19 protein-coding genes and 33 tRNA genes are annotated in these 25,181 nt (G+C 46.0%); 7 read left to right on the top strand and 45 right to left on the bottom strand.

What is annotated here, in order from left to right:
- Positions 1-4: 4 nt before the first annotated feature.
- Entirely contained in the window at positions 5-832 is an 828-nt protein-coding gene (locus tag NDI35_RS27075) for a hypothetical protein (protein ID WP_445315411.1), read from the bottom strand.
- Positions 833-985: 153 nt separating this feature from the next.
- Between NDI35_RS27075 and NDI35_RS27070 the strand changes: the two genes are divergently transcribed.
- Positions 986-1,378 (top strand): DUF4189 domain-containing protein, encoded by a 393-nt coding sequence (locus NDI35_RS27070; RefSeq protein WP_445315410.1) that lies wholly within the window; start codon positions 986-988, stop codon positions 1,376-1,378.
- Between the two features lie 143 nt (positions 1,379-1,521).
- Here NDI35_RS27070 and NDI35_RS27065 read toward each other — a convergent pair whose 3' ends face one another.
- Positions 1,522-1,863, bottom strand: coding sequence for a hypothetical protein (locus NDI35_RS27065; protein WP_333039029.1), 342 nt, complete (start codon positions 1,861-1,863; stop codon positions 1,522-1,524).
- Between the two features lie 477 nt (positions 1,864-2,340).
- Between NDI35_RS27065 and NDI35_RS27060 the strand changes: the two genes are divergently transcribed.
- Positions 2,341-2,595 (top strand): DUF433 domain-containing protein, encoded by a 255-nt coding sequence (locus tag NDI35_RS27060; protein ID WP_333039025.1) that lies wholly within the window; start codon positions 2,341-2,343, stop codon positions 2,593-2,595.
- 168 nt (positions 2,596-2,763) lie between these two features.
- On the opposite strand, the gene NDI35_RS27055 is transcribed toward NDI35_RS27060, so the two are convergent.
- The 40 genes from NDI35_RS27055 to NDI35_RS26860 form a co-directional block, all read right to left on the bottom strand.
- The gene (locus NDI35_RS27055; RefSeq protein WP_445315409.1) at positions 2,764-3,693 is read right to left on the bottom strand and encodes a hypothetical protein; all 930 of its coding nucleotides are present in this window, start codon (positions 3,691-3,693) and stop codon (positions 2,764-2,766) included.
- A 119-nt stretch (positions 3,694-3,812) separates the two neighbouring features.
- Entirely contained in the window at positions 3,813-5,252 is a 1,440-nt protein-coding gene (locus NDI35_RS27050) for a hypothetical protein (RefSeq protein ID WP_445315408.1), read from the bottom strand.
- A gap of 166 nt (positions 5,253-5,418) precedes the next feature.
- On the bottom strand, positions 5,419-5,925 hold the full coding sequence (locus tag NDI35_RS27045; protein ID WP_445315407.1) for a hypothetical protein: 507 nt from the start codon (positions 5,923-5,925) through the stop codon (positions 5,419-5,421).
- A gap of 597 nt (positions 5,926-6,522) precedes the next feature.
- The gene (locus tag NDI35_RS27040; protein ID WP_333039015.1) at positions 6,523-6,723 is read right to left on the bottom strand and encodes a hypothetical protein; all 201 of its coding nucleotides are present in this window, start codon (positions 6,721-6,723) and stop codon (positions 6,523-6,525) included.
- Positions 6,724-7,428: 705 nt separating this feature from the next.
- Complete coding sequence (locus NDI35_RS27035; RefSeq protein WP_445315406.1) at positions 7,429-8,391, bottom strand: GNAT family N-acetyltransferase; 963 nt, start codon at positions 8,389-8,391, stop codon at positions 7,429-7,431.
- A gap of 189 nt (positions 8,392-8,580) precedes the next feature.
- Positions 8,581-8,654, bottom strand: a tRNA-Lys gene (locus NDI35_RS27030).
- Positions 8,655-8,989: 335 nt separating this feature from the next.
- Positions 8,990-10,219, bottom strand: coding sequence for an elongation factor Tu (gene tuf, locus NDI35_RS27025; protein ID WP_445315405.1), 1,230 nt, complete (start codon positions 10,217-10,219; stop codon positions 8,990-8,992).
- A gap of 349 nt (positions 10,220-10,568) precedes the next feature.
- Positions 10,569-10,640: transfer RNA gene (locus tag NDI35_RS27020), tRNA-Lys, on the bottom strand.
- Between the two features lie 266 nt (positions 10,641-10,906).
- Positions 10,907-11,479 (bottom strand): dihydrofolate reductase family protein, encoded by a 573-nt coding sequence (locus NDI35_RS27015; RefSeq protein WP_445315404.1) that lies wholly within the window; start codon positions 11,477-11,479, stop codon positions 10,907-10,909.
- A 458-nt stretch (positions 11,480-11,937) separates the two neighbouring features.
- Positions 11,938-12,020 (bottom strand) — tRNA-Ser (locus NDI35_RS27010).
- A gap of 4 nt (positions 12,021-12,024) precedes the next feature.
- Positions 12,025-12,098, bottom strand: a tRNA-His gene (locus NDI35_RS27005).
- Between the two features lie 6 nt (positions 12,099-12,104).
- Positions 12,105-12,177, bottom strand: a tRNA-Ala gene (locus NDI35_RS27000).
- A 69-nt stretch (positions 12,178-12,246) separates the two neighbouring features.
- A tRNA-Ala gene (locus tag NDI35_RS26995) sits at positions 12,247-12,319 on the bottom strand.
- 75 nt (positions 12,320-12,394) lie between these two features.
- Positions 12,395-12,467, bottom strand: a tRNA-Ala gene (locus NDI35_RS26990).
- Positions 12,468-12,524: 57 nt separating this feature from the next.
- Positions 12,525-12,601 (bottom strand) — tRNA-Ala (locus NDI35_RS26985).
- Between the two features lie 7 nt (positions 12,602-12,608).
- Positions 12,609-12,682: transfer RNA gene (locus NDI35_RS26980), tRNA-Arg, on the bottom strand.
- Between the two features lie 310 nt (positions 12,683-12,992).
- Positions 12,993-13,065 (bottom strand) — tRNA-Arg (locus NDI35_RS26975).
- Positions 13,066-13,071: 6 nt separating this feature from the next.
- A tRNA-Val gene (locus tag NDI35_RS26970) sits at positions 13,072-13,142 on the bottom strand.
- Positions 13,143-13,147: 5 nt separating this feature from the next.
- Positions 13,148-13,219: transfer RNA gene (locus tag NDI35_RS26965), tRNA-Gly, on the bottom strand.
- A gap of 59 nt (positions 13,220-13,278) precedes the next feature.
- Positions 13,279-13,349, bottom strand: a tRNA-Gly gene (locus NDI35_RS26960).
- A 5-nt stretch (positions 13,350-13,354) separates the two neighbouring features.
- Positions 13,355-13,431 (bottom strand) — tRNA-Thr (locus tag NDI35_RS26955).
- A 6-nt stretch (positions 13,432-13,437) separates the two neighbouring features.
- Positions 13,438-13,509: transfer RNA gene (locus NDI35_RS26950), tRNA-Thr, on the bottom strand.
- Positions 13,510-13,604: 95 nt separating this feature from the next.
- Positions 13,605-13,678, bottom strand: a tRNA-Leu gene (locus NDI35_RS26945).
- Positions 13,679-13,782: 104 nt separating this feature from the next.
- Positions 13,783-13,856 (bottom strand) — tRNA-Leu (locus tag NDI35_RS26940).
- Positions 13,857-13,884: 28 nt separating this feature from the next.
- Positions 13,885-13,960, bottom strand: a tRNA-Leu gene (locus NDI35_RS26935).
- Positions 13,961-13,964: 4 nt separating this feature from the next.
- A tRNA-Pro gene (locus NDI35_RS26930) sits at positions 13,965-14,037 on the bottom strand.
- A gap of 4 nt (positions 14,038-14,041) precedes the next feature.
- Positions 14,042-14,122 (bottom strand) — tRNA-Leu (locus NDI35_RS26925).
- A 23-nt stretch (positions 14,123-14,145) separates the two neighbouring features.
- Positions 14,146-14,222: transfer RNA gene (locus NDI35_RS26920), tRNA-Leu, on the bottom strand.
- Between the two features lie 29 nt (positions 14,223-14,251).
- Positions 14,252-14,325: transfer RNA gene (locus NDI35_RS26915), tRNA-Gln, on the bottom strand.
- Between the two features lie 5 nt (positions 14,326-14,330).
- Positions 14,331-14,405: transfer RNA gene (locus NDI35_RS26910), tRNA-Gln, on the bottom strand.
- Positions 14,406-14,415: 10 nt separating this feature from the next.
- Positions 14,416-14,490, bottom strand: a tRNA-Asn gene (locus NDI35_RS26905).
- 6 nt (positions 14,491-14,496) lie between these two features.
- Positions 14,497-14,569 (bottom strand) — tRNA-Phe (locus tag NDI35_RS26900).
- A 4-nt stretch (positions 14,570-14,573) separates the two neighbouring features.
- Positions 14,574-14,660, bottom strand: a tRNA-Ser gene (locus NDI35_RS26895).
- Between the two features lie 8 nt (positions 14,661-14,668).
- Positions 14,669-14,742, bottom strand: a tRNA-Tyr gene (locus tag NDI35_RS26890).
- Between the two features lie 34 nt (positions 14,743-14,776).
- Positions 14,777-14,858: transfer RNA gene (locus tag NDI35_RS26885), tRNA-Tyr, on the bottom strand.
- Positions 14,859-14,862: 4 nt separating this feature from the next.
- Positions 14,863-14,939, bottom strand: a tRNA-Glu gene (locus NDI35_RS26880).
- Positions 14,940-14,945: 6 nt separating this feature from the next.
- Positions 14,946-15,020, bottom strand: a tRNA-Trp gene (locus NDI35_RS26875).
- Positions 15,021-15,023: 3 nt separating this feature from the next.
- Positions 15,024-15,098, bottom strand: a tRNA-Met gene (locus tag NDI35_RS26870).
- Between the two features lie 102 nt (positions 15,099-15,200).
- A tRNA-Cys gene (locus NDI35_RS26865) sits at positions 15,201-15,274 on the bottom strand.
- Positions 15,275-15,353: 79 nt separating this feature from the next.
- Positions 15,354-15,427 (bottom strand) — tRNA-Asp (locus NDI35_RS26860).
- Positions 15,428-15,923: 496 nt separating this feature from the next.
- Between NDI35_RS26860 and NDI35_RS26855 the strand changes: the two genes are divergently transcribed.
- Entirely contained in the window at positions 15,924-16,748 is an 825-nt protein-coding gene (locus NDI35_RS26855; RefSeq protein ID WP_445315403.1) for a biotin--[acetyl-CoA-carboxylase] ligase, read from the top strand.
- A 1-nt stretch (position 16,749) separates the two neighbouring features.
- Positions 16,750-16,914, top strand: coding sequence for a hypothetical protein (locus tag NDI35_RS26850; RefSeq protein WP_445315402.1), 165 nt, complete (start codon positions 16,750-16,752; stop codon positions 16,912-16,914).
- A gap of 71 nt (positions 16,915-16,985) precedes the next feature.
- Here NDI35_RS26850 and NDI35_RS26845 read toward each other — a convergent pair whose 3' ends face one another.
- Together NDI35_RS26845 and pdxA are read right to left on the bottom strand one after the other, a co-directional pair.
- On the bottom strand, positions 16,986-20,597 hold the full coding sequence (locus NDI35_RS26845) for an OmpA family protein (protein ID WP_445315401.1): 3,612 nt from the start codon (positions 20,595-20,597) through the stop codon (positions 16,986-16,988).
- A gap of 120 nt (positions 20,598-20,717) precedes the next feature.
- Positions 20,718-21,815, bottom strand: a complete 1,098-nt coding sequence (gene pdxA / locus NDI35_RS26840) for a 4-hydroxythreonine-4-phosphate dehydrogenase PdxA (protein WP_445315400.1) — start codon at positions 21,813-21,815, stop codon at positions 20,718-20,720.
- 40 nt (positions 21,816-21,855) lie between these two features.
- On the opposite strand from pdxA, the gene petM reads away from it, so the two are divergent.
- From petM to NDI35_RS26825, 3 genes are all read left to right on the top strand, one after another.
- Positions 21,856-21,990 (top strand): cytochrome b6-f complex subunit PetM, encoded by a 135-nt coding sequence (gene petM / locus NDI35_RS26835; RefSeq protein WP_445315399.1) that lies wholly within the window; start codon positions 21,856-21,858, stop codon positions 21,988-21,990.
- Between the two features lie 197 nt (positions 21,991-22,187).
- Positions 22,188-23,165, top strand: a complete 978-nt coding sequence (locus tag NDI35_RS26830; protein ID WP_445315398.1) for an NmrA family NAD(P)-binding protein — start codon at positions 22,188-22,190, stop codon at positions 23,163-23,165.
- A gap of 1 nt (position 23,166) precedes the next feature.
- The gene (locus tag NDI35_RS26825) at positions 23,167-24,084 is read left to right on the top strand and encodes an NAD(+) kinase (protein WP_190657000.1); all 918 of its coding nucleotides are present in this window, start codon (positions 23,167-23,169) and stop codon (positions 24,082-24,084) included.
- A 240-nt stretch (positions 24,085-24,324) separates the two neighbouring features.
- Here the strand turns inward: NDI35_RS26825 and NDI35_RS26820 are convergent, their stop codons facing one another.
- Entirely contained in the window at positions 24,325-25,080 is a 756-nt protein-coding gene (locus NDI35_RS26820) for a DUF6414 family protein (RefSeq protein WP_445315397.1), read from the bottom strand.
- Positions 25,081-25,181: the final 101 nt, after the last annotated feature.

Raw genomic sequence — 25,181 nt, 5'->3', positions numbered from 1 at the left:
AGAATTAGCGATTTTCGACAACTCCAACCAATGAATGCAAGTCGAAGTCTTTGTCTAATCCGCTGAGACAAATGCCCGCACTCATAACTGTCAAGTCATTTTTGGCGATCGCAGAAGTGTGGTGTTCTCCCGTTCCGCTAGTCCATTCAACCAGCCAATAATTTTCGCGATCGCAAAAATCCCGCAATTCACCGCCGCCCATTTTTAGCGCCCGCTGCAAGCGCTTTTGGGCCCGCACTTTCGGATCGAAACCTTTAATATTTCGGGACACTAATTCGTAAACTGTTCGCATTTCCGGTGTCATCCCTTGAAAGCGAACTTCGGGAGGCAAAATCAACTTTTTTAAAGCTGCTTTTAACTTCTCAGACGGCAGCGGATCGGCGCGTCTGTCAATCTCTTCAAACCACAAACAATGACCGTCCCACCGCGCAACGATCGGCTCAAACTGCGAACCTTTTGTTACTAAATGAACTGGTACGGGTTTCGCAACACCCGTGCGCTGTTTAGCATCAGATTCGTTAACAGGATAAGCCAGCCAAGTTTGCCCTTGCAGCATGTAAGCCAAGTGCAAGCGAACGGGGAGGAGGAGTTGCAAATACTCTGCCACTTGCGCCAAACTCGGCTCCTCAATTACCGCAGCAAGTTTTTCATTTACTGGCGCAAAAATAGCCCATCCTTCAAAGTTGCGTGGCTGCGGTAGAAAAGTATAAATCATTGAGCTAACTCTTATCCGCACGCTTCCCCCGCGCACGCAAGGAGCCAGGAATAGGGTATCGAGTAGGTGCGCTTCTTGGGCAGCGAGTTGGCTGAGGATTTTGCGGATATCTGGCACTGAATTGACCTCCATTATCTTACTTTTTGTTACCAAAGACACTTTTAATTTAAAAAAATATAAAGATTCCTCAACACTATTGACAGGAGTTAATCTCCTAATCTAATATTGAGCGAACCTCGAATTTTAACCTTGTAGATATCTCAAGTAAATATGCTGCCAAAGCTCTTTTCTAAGTTGGTTGTAGTGACAGCTCTGACACTTCCTATTTTTGGCTCAACCCAGCTAGCTAAAGCTCAGGACACCTATGGAGCTACTGCTTATTCTCCGACTTCTGACGCCACTGGGATTAGTTGGGATCATCCTACAGAAAAAGAAGCACTAAACGCAGCAGTAGCCGTCTGCAATGAAAAAAGCGGAGGTGCGAACGACTGCGAACCCCTGACATCTAATAGTAATAATTGTGGAGCGATCGCAGTAGGCAAAGGAGGAGCTGGTGCGGGCTGGGGCGACGATCAAGCCGCAGCAGAAGCTCAAGCTCTCGCAGGTTGCAGCGAACTAGAGGGCGGCAGTTGTAAAGTGCAGCTTTCAGCTTGCAACAACTAATTAAACTGATAAAAATCGGTGGAAGAGGTGTATATGTGGGCTGCTAAAACAGCTTAAAAAATAGTAAATGTATGGTGTGCAATGCACACCATACCAAATACAACTCAGCTAAAATTAGGGTACGCAATGCACACCCTACGCAGTTAATCTCCTACTTCGGAAGTAACTGCATCGGGTGGCAGCAAACTTTCTAATCTATCTTTAGACCAATATTCAGTAGGGTAAGCAAGTGCAATAATATCAGAGAGTCGAATCAGCCACGTAACTTGCCCGTAAGCATCGATATGTTCCGCCTGTTCGTTAGGGGGAACTATCACCAAAAGTTCCACAAACTCCCCGAACAAATTAATCGGGATGCCGCCGAAACTGCTATTATTTGTTTTAATCCAAACTTTGCTGCCTCGATCGAGAGCTTCTTGGAGTCGCTGGCAGAGCAAACTGGATTTTTTGACCTGGGATTTTTTGGCTTTCGACTTTTTTCCCATAGTTTTAAGAAGTTAAAGTAGTTGTATTGTGGGTTGCACAGTGGGTTGCACAGTTCGTTAGACAGTTGGTTGAGATTTAGTGCGATCCTCTTCGTTGGCGTAGCCCCCGTAGGGGCGGGCTTTCCTTCGGATCGCGAAAGCTAACGCTAACGCGGTTTGGTAGTGAAACGGACAAAAGGAAAAAGGGCGATCGCCCCGTCGCTACCCCATTACTCTAGTCTATAAGAAAGTGCTGTACTGCGATCGTAATAACAATTTAATCGCAAAATGGGGAAATGACACCAGCTCAAAAAAAATGCCACTGTCGCCAAACTCCAAACGCTGGTTGTCATCAGTGATTCCCCATCTAAAATCTAAAATCTAAAATGGCATTACCTGCCGTATCATGTTACACAATCAGTCAACGATATCCGTGTTTCTACTGTACCCAAATGCAGTATAATCGGCGGAATCTTCCCAAATCGTTTAAGTAAAACAATGGACTGGCGAAAGCTCATTCATCCAAACCCGAAAGCTTCAACAAGTCAACCAGCAGCGCCAGAAACTCGATTATCTGTAGAATTTTTGCTCGGGCTCTTTGCTGCGGGATGGACTCAACAGCAGGTGTTAGAGAAATATCCTGCACTCACTTCGGAAAAGTTACGCGCTGCTTTGGCTGGTGCGGATTCCCAGTTAGTGTCATCCATCGCTAATCCAGAATTACAAGAAATTATCGCTCAAACTAGAGAATAATTGAAAATAGGTAAAAAGTTGTCGCTTGAGGATAGTGAGGGAGATGTTTGGTAGTAAACAGCGATATTAAATCTCAACTTCCCCCTAAATTTTCTCTAACTCTTTCCCGAAACTCCAACACCGCCTCAAGGCGATCTGGTTGCTCCACATAAGATAACTTTCGCTTGCTTATTGGTTTGGCCGAACATACAACTCTAATTTGAGGATGCGAGAGTAGATTTGCCTAATAATATCCTCAATCTCGTTGCTCTTTTGCTCCAAATCTGCATCAAAAGCACCGTCGTGCAAAATTTTGCTCCTAATTTTATAAGCTTCCTCAACCGTAGAAACTGCATCTGGATTTTCGGGAAAATGTTCCTTGACAAGGCGCCTAATTGCTCGAGAAACTGATTCCTGCTTTAGTTCGTTAATCCGACCGTTGAGTGACGATTTAATATCTTTTGGAATAGAGGTAGTGTTTAATTGATCGACAAAACTCTCCACTAACTGTTTAAGTTCTGATATCTCATAAGTTTCTTGCTGGGCGAGTGGTTCAAGGGAAGAGACCAGTCCAACAAATCGAGCACGCTCAGTAGTTTCAAGTCTGGCAGATGCAAACAGCTCCATTGATACTAAGAGTTTTTCATCAACCTCAATATTAGCTGAAAATATTTGGTTGACAAGCTCCACCATTTTACTGCTGTTCATAACCACGGTGGCACTTGCCGTTGCCATACATCCACTTCCGCTCTCTTGGGTACGATCGTATACCATACAAGGTCGTGGAGTATGATAATCAAGGCGAAGTGGATGCTTCCTTGATACGGCTTCCCATAGGAGAGCCAATGAGAGCTTTAATCCCTTCTGTTCAGCTTCAGCCGCCGTCGCAAATCCTTCCACGTATACATCTAGTTTTTGCGGCTGTTGTCTCCCCAACGGGCTCTCATCTTGTAAGGGTGATATACGGACAATAGACTTATCATCAACTAGGAGGCACGCTTCACCATTAAAGCCTAATTCATCTCCTACATCCAAGATGATTCCAACCTTTGCTCCGTAGGGGTGACGCTTTGGACTTTCATCAATTATTTGTCTGGGTTCAGGTTTCTTTTTGCTCATTAGGTGTTGGCCAAAATGATAGAGCATTTAAATATTGAGCGCTACCTGACAGGGTGACAACCCCGTCAGGTCTATGATACCCGAAAAATAAGTAAGGTGCGGAGTACGCACCCTACAATTTACTTATCATCCCTCACAGGCAGCGAGGTGTCCATAATTTCCATCAACAATTCCAGTCGCGAAGGACGGCTCAACATCGGCACTAAATTCGGTAAGGAGTAATAATCACCCGCAAACGTAAAGGTTTCCACCGATACTTGTTTGTCCTTCAATTGCTTCTGGACATATTCGCACCAAGAACCAACTCGCACAATCACAACATCAGGAATTACCCCCAAACTGCGGCAGTAATTCTGATAAGCATCTGCGAAATAAGGTGCAGCGTTTTCGCCTTCATCTGTCACCATAATGAATTGTTCGACAACCTGCTTTTTAATTCGCATTGCTTCCACCGCGCAACCGCAACTTGTGCCGCCGCCAGCGCGAATATGCTTGAAAGCGCCTTCCCAGTCAGTCAATTCGCTACCGTTTGCTTGCACTGGATAGGGTATCGTGTCAAAGGCATAAACGAACAGTGCAGCCTCGGAAATGCCGGAAATCAAAGCAGCGAGACGCTTTCCGACTTCGATCGCACTTTCCATGCTTCCCGACTTGTCAATCAACAAACCGGTTGCTTTCGCAATCTTGCCGCGCTTCTTCACCTGTTCGTTTGTCACCGCTTCCAGCTTCGCCGCCGTTGCTGCGTCGAAGTTCGCGCCCGCACCTGCAACACTCGCTTTGTAAGCAGAAACCCGATCGCACTTTGCCGCTTCATCCAGCTTCGAGTCAATCAACTGCTTGACTTCCGGGTGATCCATCGCGCCGCGCGACTGAATCGATTTCAAATTGTTGATGACTTCCTGCGGCGACATCGAGTTAATCAGCGCGGCCAAAACCGTTGGCGTTAGCTGTCTGATCGCACCAACTGCGATCGTATACGGAATCTTGTACTCAACAATCAAATTCGCTTGTTCCGCAGGTGTCGCCGCCTTTGCTAACTGCTTCAAAACGAATGCCAGAGAGTCTTCCGGCGGATTGTCTTTGAAGAGGATAGCATTAGCGCGATCGCTCGGCTTGACGTGCAGCGTTGCGTACAAATGCTTCATTGCCTTGCGGTTGCGGAGGGCGGCGCGATCGAAAAACTGCGGATTCTTTTCCCGCGATTTCAGATAGCGAGTGACAGCAGTGCGCGCGCTGCGGGGCACCTTATTCTGGTGCTGCTTCATAAAGTCCACAATTCGCGAAACCTCGTAGGGAGGGAACTCTTGCAGCATCATAAAACCGGCATCTCGGTGTTCCGTCAGCGCCGAAGTCAGCAAATTTCCGGCAAAAACTTCCTTGTGATCGCGCACGTCGCCGTGACGCTGATACCACACTGCTAAATGACCGTAAAAAATGGGGTCTAATTCGATAATTAACTTGTGAATTTCTGCTACTTTTTCTAATTGACGGTGCGGAGTTGTGAGCAGACTGTTGAGCATTTCCAAACGCAAATCGCGTTCTGCTGTATTCATATTCATTGGTGTCACCTAATATTTTGCACCTATTGCCTCAGTCCGCCAGGGATTGAAATCCCTGGCTCAAAGCTTAAGTCCTCTTAAGAGGACTGAAATGCGTGTTTACAAATGTATTTTTTGTGATTAAAAACCAACAAAAACAAATATCTTTAGTCCTCTTCAGAGGACTTTAGCTATTAGACAGGGATTTCAATCCCTGGCGGACTATTTCGGAGTCGAGGGACTTCAAATCTGGTTCAACCCAGCTATTTCGGGCTTCCCAAGACATCAGCCGATCGCGCGTGTAGTAGCGAAATGGTAAATTGCGTGAAGCGGAGCTATCCCGTAGGGAATCGGCATATTTTGCAATCAAACCGTTAGCCAGATATACGATCGACCGATTTTGACTTTCATCGGCGAGATATCGGCGAATAGTTCGCACCCAAAACAGGGTTAGCGTTTCGTGATACCCGCTGTTTTTTGTGGTTTCAATTCCTTGAACCGAGTTGTAACGTTTAATGCCATTGCGAATCGCATTTATCGCTTCTTGCTCCGAGTCATAACACAGATACCACAGGGCAACGGTTAAATGCGCTGCGTGCGTCCATTGACTTCGCGACAGGCTGCCTTCTTGGAAGGCATGAATCAGACTGTCTATCTCCTTGGGCGATCGGTAAATTAGAGTTGTATTTTTCATAATTTAATTCTCCTCACCACTTTTATATCTAATATTTATAAATATGAGATGTTCCGCACAAGTTAGCAAAGCGTTTTGACTGTCCGATGGCTCTACCCCTGAGCTACAGCCCCTTAAACGGGGCTGGCAGGATTTGAACCTGCGACCAATCGATTAGAATGTGTGTATTCGCTTCACTCGTTAGGGTACGGAACAAAATTTTTCTAATTTATAAACGAGAAATTTTTGACGTGTGATTATTCTAAATTGCTCAATTATTTTTGCTTTTTATAGCATTAAAAGTCACTTCGCGCAAGTTAAGAAAGCCGTTGGCACATACGCAGGAGTTGAACCCGCGACCTTTTCTTTTAAAGAGAAATGCTCTACCAATGAGCTAGTATGTAAGCTTCCTTTGTTGGGGCGCGAAGTAGAACTTTTAAGCGCCTGAAAGATATAAAAAATTCAGCTATAAAAGGCAGCGCACAAGTCAGAGAAGCTTTTTTTCAGCCTAGGGGCCGGTAGGAATTGAACCTACAATTGGATTTTAAGTTGAACGTTTCCAGTTTGTAAGCTTCTTTAGTTGGGGTGCGCTGCCTAATACGTCCTTTCAGTGAATTTCTAGCCGTAAACGGCTTCTGGGCGGACAATTAAATCACCGCTGGGACGGCGATCGAGCACGTAAGACTCGAAGCGCTCGCCCTTGACATCAAAATGCTTGGCCAGACGTTCCTTAATAGCCTTGTCGCTCATTCCTGCCGCGATACCCAGTTGGTTTTCTGCCAAGTCATAGGAACGTCCTTCAAAACGAATGTGAACCATTACCGATACCTCCTAGAGCAATTTTGGATTTTGGATTGGTAGCTTATCTGCTCTCGACTTTGGCTTTTTGTGAGACTTAGCAAATTGCCAGTATCGGTAAAGATTCACGAAATCTGATAATCTTTACTGAAAGAAGCGCCGTTCTAAATGATAAGCTTGTTTGACCTTGCGGATTTCCTCAGCCTTTTTTGTTGATTGAAATCTGGCAGAGCTTGTCTGTTCTGAATCCGCATCAAATTCGTTGAAATTAGACTTATTTCGTACAAAATCTGACTCGGGCCGAGTCAGTTTGTAGCCGAACAGTTTGGTGTAAAGTAACAACATGACAATTCAGTCTCTGTTACAAGACTTTCAAATTGATGTTCCTTGGAATTTCGATCTATATTCAGTTTTCAAGGTTCAGAAGCGGTACGAAAAATACAGGTTTTTGTCTGTCCTGTGCTTTCCTTACTTTATACTACATACATAATACAAAGGTGTCAAGAGGCCGGGAAAAGTTTTTTGGTTTTTGGCTAAAACCCTCTTGGAAAGGTCAACTGCGGTGTAGGTACGGGGCACTACGCCTAGAATCAGGCTAGGCACGGGGGGCACTATCCCTACAATCCGGGGCAGGCACGGGGGCACTGCCCCTACAAATTCTCTCGTTACTAGGCACAGCCTAGTAACGCATACCCAGAGGCTCGGCCTCTTCAATTTTGATATCGATTAAATATCCTTAACATAGGAAATACTGTCGCGAATATTGTGGAAGCCAGCAGACTCATAAAGACGCAATGCACCTGATGAATTTTCAGCATCGACGCCGAGAATAGCAGTAGCAACACCGGCAGCTTTCAGCCGATGCAAACCAGCGAGCAACATAGCTCGTCCCAACCCTATTTTGCGGAAGCCGCGCCTAGTGCCGAGACAAGCAATCCAGCCTTCATTGCGCCCGGTACGATCGCACTCTTCCACACAAATCAGGCAGGAACAAAAACTGACAAATGTGCCGTCATCAGCAACAGCAATCAAGTCTAAATCATTTCTGTAATCGGGTTTAGCTAACTCGTGCTTAAATTTATCCACCGTTAAATCGTGATGATTCCAGTGATCGATAAACGACTGGTTGAACATTTCTACCCAAGCTGCCGCATCCTGTTCGCCGGGGAACTGACGCAGCGCAAAACCTTCGGGGAAGTGCGGTTCTGGGATCGGTTCAGAGAGCGATCGCGCCATTCGGTAAAAATAGCGATCGACCTTAAAACCGCAACTTGCCAGCACAGAAATGCGATCGCAATCCTCAGCGCGCGCGTAGGTTCGCAGCTTCACGCGCGCGCCCCGCATCGCAGACACTTCGCGCATCCGCACTTCACCCCAGGCGATCGCGGCTGCTTCCACATCGCCTCCGCGCGCCTCCGGGTGGACGCGAAACCACAGCCAACCGTCAATTACTTCCCCAGGCTCAGAAACGGACAACTGAGCAAAACCGATTAATTTTCCTTCCGCATCTTCCCAAAGGCGAATATCCCGACCTTTGTTGAAAAACGGGGCGTTAAATTCTTGTTGTAGTTCCGAGATGGAAGTGCCTTCATCGAGCCGATCGACTTCTTCGCAAGTATTGATTAAATGGGCAATCGCATCTAAATCGCGATCGCCCGCATAGCAGCGCGCCGAGAGACTTGCCATCATAGCTAATCACCATTCCCTGTTGTTATTCAGTTTAAAAATAGCTTGGGCGATCGCACTTTTATCGATCGGATGAGCCGATCGGTCGATCGGCATTAAAAATCCGACAACGCAAACACGCCGACGCATCGAACCGCTACAGGAGTTAACTGCACTCGTGAGTTTCGATAAATTCCGGTTCAGGATTTGGGATGGGAGTAGAAGGACTCGAACCTTCGACCTTGAGATTAAGAGTCACCTGCTCTAACCAACTGAGCTATACTCCCGCATCTAAGCTAGTATAACACAACCGTTCTGAAAACTCAACTATTTTTGTAAAAATTTGTGGCGATCGCCCTTACTCCAATATTTAATGTAAGTTTGATCGCCGTGATTCCACATTTGATTTAAGCGCGATCGACCTCAAGAACCTCCCCAGAGTTGTGCAAAACGTGCGGCCGACCATCCAAACCAAATCTAATACTTGGCCATCTTCAATCTCAACAATTCGCTTGACTCCATCAACTCGATCTATTGCATCCACACAGAAAAATTTGCTGTGAATGAATGAGTAAGGTGGACTTTTGCCCACCCTACTGATTCTAATTGGTTCCGAAAGCGTCTACTTCAGAATTCGGGAGACGACACCGGCGCCGACAGTGCGATTACCTTCGCGGATGGCAAAACGCATATTTTGTTCGATCGCGATCGGCTGCAACAACTTCACAGTCATATTAACCCGATCGCCCGGAATTACCATGTTGATCGCGCTCCCGTCATCAGCCGTAAAAGATGCGATCGTACCTGTAACATCCGTTGTCCGCACGTAGAATTGAGGGCGATATCCCGCAAAGAAAGGAGTTCGGCGGCCGCCTTCTTTTTCCGACAGCACGTAAACCTCAGAATCGAATTCAGTGTGAGGTTGAATAGAACCGGGTTTAGCAAGCACCATCCCCCGCTCAATTTCGTCTTTTTGGATGCCGCGAAGCAACAAACCGACATTATCTCCAGCCATTCCTTCATCCAGAAGTTGCTGGAACATTTCAACGCCGATAACAGTTATCGTGCGAGTGTTTTGGATTCCCACCAATTCCACAGTATCGCCGACTTTGATTTTACCCCGCTCAATTTTGCCAGTTGCGACAGTTCCCCGACCTTTGATCGAGAACACATCTTCAACAGCCATCAGAAAAGGTTTCTCAATATCGCGATCGGGCGTAGAAATCCCGTCATCTACCGCATCCATCAAATCGTAAATGCCATCGACCCACTCATCCTCGCCGCGCTGAATTTTCGGATTAGCAGTCATCTTTTCCAGGGCTTTCAGTGCCGAACCTGCGACAATTGGAATATCATCGCCGGGGAAACCGTAAGAACTTAGAAGTTCGCGAATTTCTAACTCGACCAACTCCAAAATTTCCGCATCGTCCACCATATCTTTCTTATTCAAAAAGACAACCAACTTCGGCACTCCCACTTGCCGCGCTAACAAGATATGTTCGCGAGTTTGAGGCATCGAACCATCGGCAGCCGACACGACGAGAATCGCACCATCCATTTGAGCGGCACCCACGATCATGTTTTTCACGTAATCAGCGTGACCCGGACAATCAACGTGAGCGTAATGGCGATCGCCAGTTTCATACTCAACGTGAGCCGTATTAATCGTGATTCCCCGCTGTTTCTCTTCCGGTGCAGCATCGATTTCATCGTATTTTTTAGCCTTGGCCCGACCCTGTGCAGCCAGCGTCATTGTAATCGCCGCTGTTAGGGTAGTTTTGCCGTGGTCAACGTGACCGATTGTACCGACATTGACGTGGGGTTTGTTCCGTTCAAATTTGGTGCGGGACATTACATTTGATTCTCCTCTAAGAGTTGTTTTTGGTTTCTAATCATGAGTTTTTAGTCCTTAGCCTGTTATGGATGACTAATGACTGATGACTAATGATTAAAAAGGAAAGTGGAGGAGTCGAACCTCTACAGCTTTCGCTGTACGCTGGTATTCCAAACCACTTGCCGTCCACACAGCCGCACTTTCCAAGTTTTTGATTTTTAACCGCCGATAATTGCAGATGAACGCAGATGAACGCAGATAAACCCAGCATAGGCCATGCAACAATATGCCCTTCAATCTACAATCTAAAATCTCACAGATATCCCTCAATCTAAAATCTAAAATCTAAAATCTAAAATCGATTGAGTGGGTGGTATAGGAGTTGAACCTATCTGGTACCGGTTAAAAGCCGGGTGCATAACCGCTTTGCTAACCACCCTTAAAATCTCAACGCAAGCTGGAGGAATTGAACCCCTACAGTTAACTGCACTCTTGTTTTCAAGACAAGTCGCCGTCACGGAGCCGTCCGCTTCCATGCCAAACTTTTAATTGATGCTATTTGATGCTATTTGACGCGATCGCACTCAATCTACAATCTATAAGACTTACGCACGAGTGGTCAGAAACCGGGTTTTTTGGGATAATAGTTCGTTACCTGCCGCATCAACGGTAAAAAACCCGGTTTCTTTCAGTCGCACAAACACCTCATTTCTGCAATCGATAATGAAGCAAGATGAAACCGTTGCTATAGATTTTGCGATCGGCAAGTTCCAAATTTGTCGGATCGAGTGCACGGGAAAAAAGAGGAATTCCCGAGCCGATAATTAGCGGATTCAACTTTACTATCATCTCGTCAATCTCCGAAAAAAGAGTGGTCGCTAAAGCGCCACCACCGCAGAGCCAGATGTCTTTACCCGTTTCTTTTTTCAATTCCTTAACCACTGCGACAGGATTGTCCGAAACAAGTTCTATATTCTCATCGGGAGTGGCTTCCATAGTGCGCGAAAAGACATACTGCTTCAAGGTGGGATAAGGATTAGTTACACCAAAATTTAGCCCTACCTCATAGGTTTTCCGTCCCATCAAAACCGCATCAAACTGCTTGTTCTCTGCACGAATGCCTCGTGCTTCCTGAAAGTGAGCGGGAAAAGTTTCAGGAAAGGAATCGAATAAATCAGCGAAATGCTCTCCTTCCATAGGAAAACAATCAAATGAGCCATCTTCGCGAGCAATAAACCCGTCAACGGTGCAAGCAACGTAATATTTTAGTTTTCTCATATTTAACCTTTCTTTTGGTAAACTGACAAGACTACAAATGGAGAGGACGGGACTCGAACCCGCATCGATCGGCAGCAACTTTCAGGAAACGCGCTTCCTTACTGCCCGCAAGCAGATGAGAACTGCCCCCATCTCGGACTGTTAATTCCTTTCAGTGCCTCCGCAACCCGCTGCCAGTTTGCGTTTTCAGGGAACGTCGCGAAGCAACTTTTTACCCTACTCAACAAACCCTATCGTCCTTTTGGGAGCCGCTTTTCCAAAGTTTTTACGGTGCCATTCCACTTAGGCGACCTCCCCATAATTTTGCTCAGTCTATGATAGCAAATGTCGTAAAAAAATTAACCATAATTCTCCCTTATTTATATATAAAAGCATAAGCAATCCACCGAGGAGGTACTGCCCCTCCTATCCCCGCGTTATCAGCACGGTGTCTCGCTTTTCGACTTCCGGTGGTTAAAAGGAAGATGAAGGAATCGAACCCTTACAGTTACCTGTACCCCAGTTTTCAAGACTGGTTGCCAACCGTTTAGCGGCATCTTCCGAGGGGTATCTGACGGGAATTGAACCCGCTATTACTGGTTCCACAAACCAGCGCCGCTACCGCTTTGGCTTCAGACACCGCAACTGGAGTCAAGGAGAATCGAACTCCTGGCCTCTTGCGTGCAAAGCAAGCGCTCTACCAATTGAGCTATGACCCCGCGTAAAAGATTCACCTGTGGAGTAAATCTACAATCTAAAAATCTAAAATCGACTTCAGACACCGAAAGTGGAGTCAAGGAGAATCGAACTCCTGGCCTCTTGCGTGCAAAGCAAGCGCTCTACCAATTGAGCTATGACCCCGCGTAAAAGATTCACCTGTGCAGCAAATCTACAATCTACAATCTAAAATCTAAAATCGACTTCAGACACCGAAAGTGGAGTCAAGGAGAATCGAACTCCTGGCCTCTTGCGTGCAAAGCAAGCGCTCTACCAATTGAGCTATGACCCCGCGTAAAAGATTCACCTGTGCAGTAAATCTAAAATCTCAAATCGAATGACCCAAATTTGGTGGATTGCGATCGGATTTGAACCGATATCTTTCTAACAGCCAGTTAGATGCTTTACCAATTAAGCTACGAACCCCAGACAGCAGGAGCGGTAGGACTTGAACCCACAACATTCGAGGTAGAAGCTCGACACTCTATCCAGTTGAGTTACACTCCCGTATTTTTTGTTGATTTGTGCGATCGCACTTTCCGTGCAAGTTATCAGAGCATTGCGTTTTCTCAGTTACTAGAGGGACTCCGCCGATGAGTTATTACACACTCTTTAAAGGATGGCTACCTTTAAGCCAACCTGCCGGGTTCATCGCACTCCTCGTTCTCAAACGCCCGCTGATTTTGACAGCGTTACCTTTCCTCTCGTACTAAAGTATGTAGGCTCCAAAGATTGGGACACGCAAAGGGCGATCGCTCTTAATATAAAAAATTATCCATTCAATGGAATCAACCTCCTTAAATTAAAGCAAAAACAACGAGAGTGGCAGGACTTGAACCCACAACATCCGCGTCCGAAGCGCGGCGCTCTATCCATTGAGCTACACTCCCCTAAATTGGTAGTCCTGACAGGAGATTACCCCGCGTCTGCTTGTAAGGCAAACGCTCTACCATCGAAGCTCAGGACTACAAAAGCGGATGATGGGACTCGAACCCATGCGCTGAGAATGGCATACTCAGATGCTAGCCTTTACATCACACCCGCAAACCGATTTGAGATTTGAAATTTGAGATTTTGGATTGAAAAAACCTCTCGTTTAGCCAAGCGGATAACGAGGATCGAACTCGTGCCTAGAGTTTGGAAGACTCGAATGCTACCGTTACACCATATCCGCAATTGTGGGGCTGGTGATAGGAATTGAACCTACAACCGACTGATTACAAATCAGTTGCTCTGCCTAATTGAGCTACACCAGCGCGCCAAGCAGATGGCGAGATTTGAACTCGCAAGAAAGCTTTACAAGAACCTCATGTTGCCAATTACATCACACCTGCATTTTTGGTGGCGGGGGCAGGAGTTGAACCTGCTATTAAGAGGCTTATGAGACCTCCAAGCCTACCCAGGCTACTTCACCCGCGATGTCACCAAATACCCCTGACTGGCATCGAACCAGCACTAACTAGATCCTAAATCTAGCGCCTCTACCGATTGGGCTACAGGGGCAAAGTTTCAGTTGGCGATTCCCTAGGGGATAGCTGCGTCGCGCGTACTTTTTTCCTAAACTTTTCTAAACACTGTAACTTCCTCCTATATTTATTAAGAATTCATGCTCTCGACAGGATTTGAACCTGTAAAAAACTAGGCTCTCGACCTAGCGCGTCTGCCGTTCCGCCACGAGAGCAAATAGCAGAAATTGGTGGTTAGCCAAATACCCCTGACAGGACTTGAACCTGCAAAAAACACTCGTTCTGAGCGAGTGATGTTTTCCAATTACATCACAGGGGTAAAGTCGGGATGGTTGGATTTGAACCAACGACTCCATGCTCCCAAAGCATGGCTTCTGGCCGCTGAATTACATCCCGTTCATGCTCCTAGTGAGACTCGAACTCACACTCAAAATAAAACAGATTTTAAGTCTGCCGCGTCTGCCAATTCCGCCACAGGAGCAAGTAAAAACTTAGTTAAAAATTTGGTACTCCTGGTGAGATTTGAACTCACACAACACAATTTTTGAAATTGCGGCCTCTGCCAATTGGGCTACAGGAGTGTAATCGATCTGCTTTGGTAATAGCAGAACTGGGAAGGCAGGGATCGAACCTGCATTTTTCCGCTTTCAAAGAGCGGTGCCATACCGATTAGGCGACTTCCCAATAATTGGGTGCCGAGGCAGGGGTTGAACCTGCAACTTCATGGTTCAGGGCCATGCGACTTGCCTTTCGTCCACTCGGCAATTTAAAAAATGGCTGCCCCAGTAGGACTCGAACCTACAACCTAGCGGTTAACAACCGCTTGCTCTACCATTGAGCTATAAGGCAACGCAATCCCCCAAGTCAGTATCGAACTGACGACCTCTTGTTCTTCACACAAGCACTCTACCAACTGAGCTATCGGGGGAAAACGGAGAAGGAGGGATTTGAACCCTCGACGGCTGTTAAACCGCTCTTTCTTAGCAGGAAAGCGCCTTAAGCCACTCGGCCACCTCTCCACAGCGAGCGAGAACGGAGGGATTTGAACCCTCAATCTTCAGTTTTATTAACTGAGATGTTATCCGGCTACACCACGTTCTCAAAATTGCAACTGCATATTAAATACAGTTACAAATGGGTCGGGCTGGAATTGAACCAGCAACGCTTTAAGCTACTGTTTTACAGACAGCTACCCACGCCAATAGGAGGGCCGACCCAGTTTGGAAGTGCTGACGGGAGTTGAACCCGCAATCACTTGGGTGAAAACCAAGCGGCTTAAACCATTTGCCTACAGCACTATAAATTGGCACAGGAACTGAGATTTGAACTCAGAATGCTGGTTTTGGAGACCCGAGTGTTGCCAGTTACACCATCCCTGCTTTTGGTGGCAGCGGCGGGATTTGAACCCGCATTGACCAAGGTATGAACTTGGCGCTTTACCATTAAGCTACGCTGCAATGTCACTTTCGCTTCGTTCCTTTTCAAAGTTAAAAAAATCAATTAAAAGACTGTTAGTTTAATCTTTTAATTTCTAATTTTTAATTTCTGATTGGGAACAGAGGTTAGGGCGGGATTTGAACCCGCGCAATTCGGTTTTGCAGACCGACGCCTTCAACCACTCGGCCACCTAACCTGGGAGTCCCGACGAGGTTTGCACTCGCAATCTTCTCCTTGAGGTGGAGACGGCTTGACTTTTGCCTACGGGACTTTGACGGGAGTAACGAGACTTGAACTCGCAACCTTTCGCTCGACAGGCGACTGCTCTGACCGGTTGAGCTATACCCCCGCGAAAATGAACAATATTCTGTCCTTGAATTACTCAAGTTGGGACAGGGTGGCGGTTGATTCCGCGTACTACAACCCGATCGGGCTATTGTTGCCGGAGTCTACACCGCCGATGTCCACAATTATGTGACATGATTAACTTCCTATTCAGTTGTCAAGGTTCATATTGCTCGTGGGGTAAAGCTTTGAAGCTCTTTCCCCTTCGCCATACATTTATACTACATTGCATAATACAAGACTGTCAAGGGGGTAATACAACTTTTTTTAAAATTGGGTTTTTTAAAGGGGTGTCGATCGCTCCAACCAACCCTCTACGTCCCCCAAAACCCTTATAAATCAAGAGGTTTTGCGGCTCAAATGATGTTGTGGCGTAAGGTAAATCTGATGCTGAAACTGTACTACACTCCAATGTCTCTGAATTCTCGCCGTTGCGCGAGATGGCACTTCTGGAAAATGCGATAATCAGCTTTTAAATATCAAATACTACAAATCAAACCTTGTCTGAATTGCCCTTAACTCCCGTGCCCGCATCCACAGAACCCGATCGCCCAAACCTCCCTCACTGGCTACACTCTTTGGATACCTGTCCCAGTACCAACAGTTGGGCGATCGCCCGCGCGACCCAGCTCCACCACGGAGATGTAGTATTTACTAGGCGACAAACCAGCGGGCGCGGCCAACACGGGCGCACCTGGCACGCCCCAGGCGGTGTCTTGACTGTTAGTTTTGTTCTCGACAACCTCAACCCCACTCTGTTGCCCGGGCTCAGTTTAGCAGCCGGTTTAGCGGTGATTTACGCGATCGAAGATTTGGTTCCCGACTGTCGCGATATGCTGCGCCTGAAATGGCCAAACGATGTCTGGATCGATCGCCAGAAATTAGCGGGAATTCTCTGCGAAGCCACTTCGGGCAATGTTTCTGGCAAAACTCGCGCCGTTGTGGGAATTGGACTCAACCGCTGCGTAGATTTCGCGGCTGCGGGATTGGATGAAAGGGATCTCGGCAATGCGGTAAGCTTGCATTCTATTGCTAGTACAGTACCAGATGAACTGTGTTTGGTCGATCGACTGCGACACTATTTACTCGAACTAGCCGATATGTTTTCTACCACAGACAAGCCAGCCTCCAAGTCGGGTTTAGCCCTACTTTTGCCGGAATTGCGCCGCCGCGATGCGTTGATTGGCTGCCCGGTGGCGATCGAACTTGCGTCGGAAACCATCTGCGGAGAAGCAGCGGGCATTGATGGATGCGGCCGCTTGTTAGTATGCTTGGCGGGCGATCGAATACAAGCCTTTACCTCCGGGCGAGTTAGATTAATTTAAGATGAAGAAGGAAGTTCGGCAACGGATTCGCTCGACGGATGTAACAGATGTAACGGATGTCAGGAAGAAGGAAGAAGGGAAATGCAGTCATAGCAATATTTTCAGCGATATAAAATGTCCTAACCTTCTTGCCAGTTACTATAAATTAAGAGAAATAAGTCATTAGTCATTAGGGAAAATTCCCCATTAACAATGCCCGATGCCCGATGCCCTATTCCCTATTCCCTATTCCCTATTTTAATTTATCACCTCAAACACTACCAATCTGCTCAGCCACAGCGGTTGATTTGCCTCCACACCTTCGGGACGACCCTTAGTAGAAGCAACTTGTATTCTGTTGCCATTTATCCCTTGTCTAACCAAAATATTTTTCACATTTTTCGCCCTTTCCAGTGCCAACGTTTGATTTTCTACCGGAGTGCTTTTAAAATCGCTGTAGCCCACTATCCTTAAATTCTTCGTGCGATTTTTCTCCATATATTCCTTGACTTTGCTAAGCTTTTCTGCTACATCTTTCGCCTGCAAACTTGCCGAACCTGCACCGAAATACACGCGAACTGGCATTATTATCTTTGGCGGCGGTGGAGTTCCTATTATCACTGTATTTGTTACGGACTTCACCCCCGGAATTTTCTCAAAAGCTTGAGTTATTTTCTGAGCATCTGGCACTTTGCTTACGCTGCCTGCAACGGCGACTTTTCCCTCTGCATAGCGAGCTGAGATATTAATGCTTTCTACTTTATTCAAAAGAGCTGCCGTCCGCTTGACATCAGCTTCGACTAAAACCGGATCTGGAGGTACTTCAACGGCTATAATTTTATTTTCAATTCTTGATTGTGGAGCCACTTGCTGAGCGATTTTTTCCGCTTTCAATCGCAGATTTTGATTGGGCACTCGTCCCGAAATCTCCAATAATTTATCTTTAACATCCGCAGCGATACGATAAACCGATAACTCTGGAGCAGATTGTAATGCTAAATTCGTATCTGCTTCTAAGCTGGCTTCCACGCCGCTGCGGTATTGATAAATTCCCCAAGGTATGCCAATTAAACCTAACGCTGCCAAACCGATAATTGGTAAAATGGGAAGTTTAGAAGATTTAACTTTTACATCTGTATCGATTAATTTTTGCAATTTCGAGTTTACTTCTGGTGGTACAGTTGCTGGATCGCCGTTAAATGAGCGAATTTGCTCTCCGTATTCTTGAACAATATTGTTGAATATCGCTCTCATTTTATACTTAAACCACTGGCGGGTTTCTCCTTGCATCACTACTGCCAGATAACACGAACCCGCTACTTCCAATACTATCTTAGATGTGCCGTATTCGATAGCATCAATTTCTGCAATATTTCCCGACTGAGAGATGCAATCGTTGACAAAAGCCCGAATAGCAGTCAGCATCCCCGCTACCATGTCTGATTCTAGCTGTTCGCGTTCAGACTTCTGCACTGCTGAAATTACTAAGCCCGATTGTGTTTGAATTAAAAAAACAGCTTTAACAGTCAGCGGTGTTGTTTCTTTTATCAGCAATTCTGCTTCAGAAATGCCCTGTAATTTGGCTTTAATTTTGCGACTAATTCTCTCTGGACTTAAAGATGCTTCGAGTTTTTCATTAATTTCCCGCATCATCTCGGCGATGTATTTTAAAATCGTGCTACCGATGATCGGATAAAGTGCATCCGACATTGCTTCTCGCTTGAGATGAATTTGCTGTTTGATAGCGGCGGCCATTTCCGGCGCGATCGCCATTGCAATTTCATCGGGCGATTCACTGACTCTGTGGCTGATTCCTACAGGAAGAGCCGGGGATATGGCTACTCCCATTGATTGCCTGTTTTCTCTGGTTTTGGTATTAATTATTTCATCAATTATCGGAGCTAGGGTTTCGGCAAATGATTGTCTCGACTCATTAATGGTTTGGAGCATCATTTCGGGAAACATGATTTTAATTCGGGCGAGTAATTCTTCCCGATTGCCTCCCCATTCAGCATCAGTAATTTTACGATCGAGTTCCCCTACTTTATCGTTGAGTCTGTAATTATAACTTACAACTTCATCTAACAATGGTAAAATAGATTCGATGACCGACTTTTGTAGTTGGGCGTGATGGCTAACCATCAGCTCGTCAATCAAAGGTTTCAGTAAATCGGTAAACAAGTCTGTCGATTCATAAATTCGGTGTTCGATCGCCACAATCTGTTGTTCGATCTTGCCGAGTCTTTGCTCGATCTTTTTATTCTGAATGATGGCATCGACAGCGGGGGCGATCGCAGATTCTATCTCTAGCTTTGCTTCCCCAATGTTTCGGGACAGCATTTCTACAATCACTGGCATTATTCTTGCCATCAACCCTTCTATCTCGCCTAAAACTTGCTGCTGAACTTCGACAATCTTAGTTTCATTATTTAATATTTGTGCTGCAATACCGCTGTTTTGAATAGCCGTGTTGACACCAGGTGCGATCGCCTCTCTCACCTCTAACTTTGTCTCCTCGATTTTCCGGTTCAGCGACTCAATCATTAACGGCATTAACCTTGCCATTATATCTTCCGGCTGAGATTTTTGCTGTCGCTGGAGATTATTTAGTCTACTTTCTACATCGCTCAATTTTCCTTGAACTTCTCTTTGAAGAATTGCTGATTGTATCAAAGGTTCGATCGCCGCTGCTACTTGTAATTTTGATTCATCAATTTTCTGATTCAGCAAATCAGTTATTGCCGGCATTAGCATCGCCATTATCTCTTCTGGCTTCTGAATTGGCGACTCTTGCGTAGCCAGCCGGCGTTCGATGATGCTCAATACTTTTTCTTCTATTTCTACCCAAGCTATTCTTACCTGTACTGAGGGGGTAACAGCTTCTACAATCTCGGATTTTAATTCACTAATTTTGCGGTTCAGCAAGTCGCTAACTACTGGTACTAGCTGCTTAATTAAATCTTCCGGTTGCTGCTGGTAACGCTGCTGAATATTCGCAACTCTATCTTCAATTCTTACTACCTGTTCTTCAAGTCCGTTTTGATTGTGAATTACTTGATTGACTTTTGGTGCGATCGCCGAAGCTACCTCTAACTTAGACTCCTCTACCTTACGCTTGAGCAGCTCGCCCACCACCAACATCACCCGTTGCATTAACTGTTCTGAATTCGGCAGTTGCTGCTGGTTGAAGTTAGCAATTTTATTTTCCAAATCCGCTATTTTTGTCTGCAATTCGAGCTGATTAATTTGATCGCTGCTAGCGAGTTCGCTCGCCTTTTTTAATTCCGACTTCAACCCCTCTAATTCATCTCTCATCAACTCAGGAATTAACGGCTTCAGTAAAGTCATCAACTCTTGGGGTTGAGACATCAACTTCTCAAAATTTTCTAATCTTTGTTCCACGCTCAAAACATTACTGTAAAATTCCGGTAAATCCCTTTCAAACAGCAATTGCTGCAACCGCTTAAACTCCTCTACTGCTTGTTCTAACTCTTCCTCAGACGGTGGATTTTTTTTTGCTATCTTCCCGGCTATAGATAAATCGGGTTCCTCATTATTGTTTTCTCGTCTTTGAGATGGGATCTCTTCGTCGTTAGTTAATACTTCGGGTACAATACTCGGTGATTCGATCCGAAAAGACAATTGTTTGCGCCTATTTTCCTCATTCTCCAATCGCTGAATAGACTTTTCCGCAAGCGGTAACTTCAGCTCGCTTGGTTCTTTTTTTGATTTTTTTAATAACTGGAATTCAGTCAGTATGGTTAGCAATTCCTGTAGTTGCTCTCCAGCTTTAGAACTTGCCTGAGTTGCCTCAGAAACCTCTTTTTCTGACTGATATATTTTGCCTGAATTATCATTAGATGCTGCCATACTGCCCTACCCAAACGTGATTTTTATCGACCGAAGGAAATTACCAGCTTGCTTGCCGCCTCACCCCAGCGAAAATCAATAGGAATGACACAATTGTTCCAAGCGTCAGGCGTACTAAAGCTATCGCCTTATTTTAACTGCTGTTCTGCGACTAGCCAACTGAGCCGCCAACTGCAATGCTGCCTTCATGCTGGAGGCATCTGCAATCCCCTGACCTACAATATCAAAAGCTGTGCCGTGATCCGGAGAGGTGCGGACAAAAGGCAAGCCAATTGTAGTGTTGACTGCTTTATCGAAAGCCATCAATTTTACTGGAATCAACCCCTGGTCGTGGTACATTGCCAAGTAACCGTCGTGAGCTTCCTTGGCTAAACCGTACCAAACTTTAGCCGGTTTTACCCACAGGGTATCGGGGGGGACTGGCCCGTCTAACTGCACTTGAGGAAAGCGATCGCGCTGCGTTTCCAACCAAGGTATCATCCAGTCTTGCTCTTCATTTCCCAGTTTGCCATTTTCGCCGCTGTGAGGATTTAAGCCAGAAATCGCAATTTTCGGTCTTTCCAGCCCAAAATCTTCCCGCAAACAGTCTATCAGTAATTCTAGTTTTTCACTCAGTAATTCGGGACTCAACGCATCGGGGACTTGACGCAGGGAAATATGTGTCGTAGCCAGTAAAGTTACGAGGGTCCAGCCACTGTGAGGAGATGTGGCGGCAAACAGCATTCCGAACCGCTGCGATTTTGCTCTTTCTGCGAGGAGTTCTGTTTGTCCGGGATAATTATAACCGGCAGCCTGCCAGCAAGTTTTGGAAATCGGGCCTGTCACGATGGCGGAGAATTCGCCGGCTAGGGTACGGGCGATCGCGCTTTCCATGTAAGCAAAGCTAGCAGCCCCGCTAGCTGCACTCCCGACGCCGGGGACAATTTCGCCCCACTTGCTGTCTGGTTCGATATCAATAATGTTTAATGTTTCGGGATTTGCCGCTTGTGCTGCTGGATTGCTCGATCGCAACTTATCGTAAGTTTCCTGCAAAACTCTCCTAGAACCTATAACCGTTGCCCTCAAACCAGCAGCGGGATCGGCCAATGCCTTGAGAATCACTTCCGGCCCAATTCCCGCCGGATCTCCCAGAGTTATAGCTAGTTGTGATTCCCGATCGAGACTCAAGGCAGTTTTCTCCAACAAAATACAGGAATTTCGGCACTGAAATTTTAGCATTCATGTACCTGCTTGCCCCAAATTATATTATCTTTATTTAATGCGATCGCCCAATTGGACATATCAAATCATGAATCCTGAAATTTTTACTGCAGCCTTTTTGTCCTTTTCCCTAATTTTCGTGGGTATAGGTGGAGGCTTCCTCCTACTCAAATTGCAAGGCCGCGAAGAATAAGTTTTTTTCAACCAATCCTTCACAAGCCTTCTACCTTCTGCCTTCTAGAGTCTACTTTCTGCCGAAAGCCAGCCTTCTGCCGAATATCTCAAGCCTAAAATGAGAAAATTTCAGGTTTTTGTTAAGTTTTTATAACAAACTTAACAAAAACCTGATACCATCTTATAGAAAGTTTAAGATTCATAATTAATCCCTAGATGACTTTATTGATTTTAGGTGCCACCGGCACTCTCGGCCGCCAAATAGCCCGCCGCGCCCTAGACGAGGGCTACCAGGTGCGCTGTTTAGTCAGAAGTTACAGAAAAGCTGCATTTTTGAAAGAATGGGGCGCTGAACTCGTACCGGGGAACCTTTGCCAGCCAGAGAGTCTGCCTCCGGCCCTAGAAGGCGTCAGTGCTATTATCGATGCAGCAACAGCGAGTGCAGCCGATTCTGTCAGCATCAAAAGAGTAGACTGGGACGGAAAAGTATCGCTGATCCAAGCAGCAGCAGCAGCAGGCATCAAGCGTTACATATTCTTTTCCTTTCTCGACGCTGAGAAATATCCCCAAGTCCCCTTGTTGGAAATCAAGCGCTGTACCGAATTGTTCTTAGCAGAATCCGGTCTAGACTACACAATCTTGAGACCTTGCGGCTTTTTGCAAGGACTGGTGAGCCTGTATGCAATGCCGATTTTGGACAATCAGGCAGTCTGGCTGCCCAACAAGCCATCCGCCCTTGCCTACATGAACACTCAAGACGTTGCTAAATTTGCCGTCCGGGCCCTTTCCGTTCCCGAAACTGAGAAAAAAAGCTTTCCGGTGGTGGGAAATCGCGCTTGGGATGCTGACGAAATCGTGCGGTTGTGCGAACGGCTGTCAGGGAAGCAAGCCAAAATTACGCGCACCCCAGACGCCTTGTTGAAGGCTACTCGTCAATTTGCTAAGTTCTTTCAGTGGAGTTGGAACGTAGCTGACAGATTGGCTTTTTCAGAAGTTTTGGCAGCCGGAAAACCCTTGAAAGCTCCGATGGATGATGTTTACAGTGTCTTCGGAATCGACCCCAAAGAAACTACTACTTTGGAGTCTTATCTGGAAGAATACTTTAATCTGATTATGAAGAAGCTCAAGGAAATAGAGTACGAGCAGCTTAAGACTAAAAAACGGAGTAAACAAAAAATGCCCTTTACATTTTAAAGTGCCGAAAGCTGGGATTATATACAACGACGTTAAACCTGTGGCTTGTCGCATCGCCGCAGAGTTGGAAGACAAGCTGACTGCCCGCGGCTGGGAGGTTTGCTCGGTTTCTGGTTCGGGAGGAATTCTGGGCTATTCTAGCCCCGATCGCCCCCTGTGCCACACTCAGATCGAACAACTCGTCCCCCCCGGTTTTGACAGCGACATGGAGTTTGCAGTGGTTTTGGGCGGCGACGGTACGGTGCTGTCTGCATTTCGCCAAGTCGCTCCGATTGGAGTGCCGCTGCTGACTGTCAATACCGGTCACATGGGCTTTTTAACAGAAACTTACCTGAACTTGCTGCCGCAAGCTTTGGAAAAGGTAATCGCCGGAGAATACGAAATAGAAGAAAGATCGATGCTGGCCGTGCGGCTGTTTCGAGAAAACGACTGCCTCTGGGAAGCCCTTTGTCTCAATGAAATGGTGCTGCACCGGGAACCGCTGACTTGTATGTGTCATTTTGAAGTGGCGATCGGCCAGCACGCCTCTATTGACATTGCCGCTGATGGAGTCATCATCGCAACTCCCACAGGATCGACAGCTTACGCCCTTTCTGCCGGTGGGCCGGTCATCATTCCCGGAGTACCGGTGTTGCAGTTGCTGCCTATTTGCCCGCATTCAATGGCTTCGCGGGCTTTGGTGTTTTCCAACACTGAGCCGGTCAAGATTTTGCCGGCGAGTCCAAACCGCCTGGTAATGGTGGTAGACGGGAACGGCGGATGTTATGTTCTGCCGGAAGATTGGGTGCAAGTCGAGCGAGCTCAGTACCCAGCCCGCTTTATTCGGGTGCAATCTTTTGAGTTTTTCCACATTTTGCGGGAAAAATTGGGCTGGGGTTTGCCTCACATTGCTAAACCGAGTTCGGTTGAGTTGCCTTGATAGTTGTTGTTGGTATTCTCCCCGGCGCGAAAGCACGGGGTTTGTACCGACTCAAAAGGCGTTCATGAAAATCTCCGTCGAAATCCTTAACTATTGATCGAGCTTCCCAATCATCTCCAAAGTCAGGCAGCGTTTGCCAGATAACGGCTCAAGTCAGCGGCGGCAGATAACCTCGAACTCACTACCAGCAGGCTCTACCGTCCGCTGCATTTGAATTGTTAGGCTGTGCTTGAATTGGAGCTAGAGTTCTCTATAAACAGCAATCGGATCAATCATTATTTCATTTTCGATTTTGCCCGTAAATTGTTTTTCTAGATTTAAAAGTCCCAGAACTAGCTGAGAAATTGCTTGCTTGATATCTTTAGGATTTGCATTCTCTTTAACAGGTAAAGCAGGCTGGTTTCCTCTACTTTGTGTAATCATCCCAAAAATGCAAAATTCTTTTTCTGAATATCTAGAAAATTTACTAACTATTAAATGCTCTTCTTCTTTGAGAAATGCTCTTTTCAGTGGAGCACTAAATAAAAATATTTCATCACTGTTATTTGATAAGTATATTTTTAACTCTAACTGATCTTTGTAACCATAGTTCAGTACAAGCCGAAGTCTATCTAAAAATCCCTGATCCATGTTCATTCCAAGTTGCTTTGCTATGGCAGAAAGATCATCTAATCTCTTAGATGTTTGCTTGGCAAAAGCTTTATCATTTCTATTTGTGGCTTGGGACGAGATAGCACTATATTGCTGCTTTAGCTGATCCAAATTAGGAAAATTTGTGAGGTAAACAAGAGCTTCTCCTAGCTTATTAAACTCATCGATTGTCTCGTTGATTAGTTTAACATCGCTGAATAATAATCTCCCTTTCACTTTGACAAATTCATAAGCATCAAGCTTGCTGAGGGATTCAACAAGGCTTTCAGCATCGATTTGCAAAACCTTCTTTTCTTCAAAAAGCTTTTCTTCAAAGAGGTTGTAGGAATAATCGTAATTGCTCAACTAGGGGAAAAAAGGGAGCCATCAATAGAGAGAGCTTCTTGAATGGATTGATAAGCAGTTAAACCCTGTCGCTTCCCAGTATTGACAACTGAACGAACGGC

The organism is Microcoleus vaginatus FACHB-2002 (assembly GCF_040004035.1).
Classification (GTDB): domain Bacteria; phylum Cyanobacteriota; class Cyanobacteriia; order Cyanobacteriales; family Microcoleaceae; genus Microcoleus; species Microcoleus vaginatus_C.
Note: the sequence above shows the minus strand (reverse complement) of the source record. Positions and strands in the feature narration are given on the sequence as shown.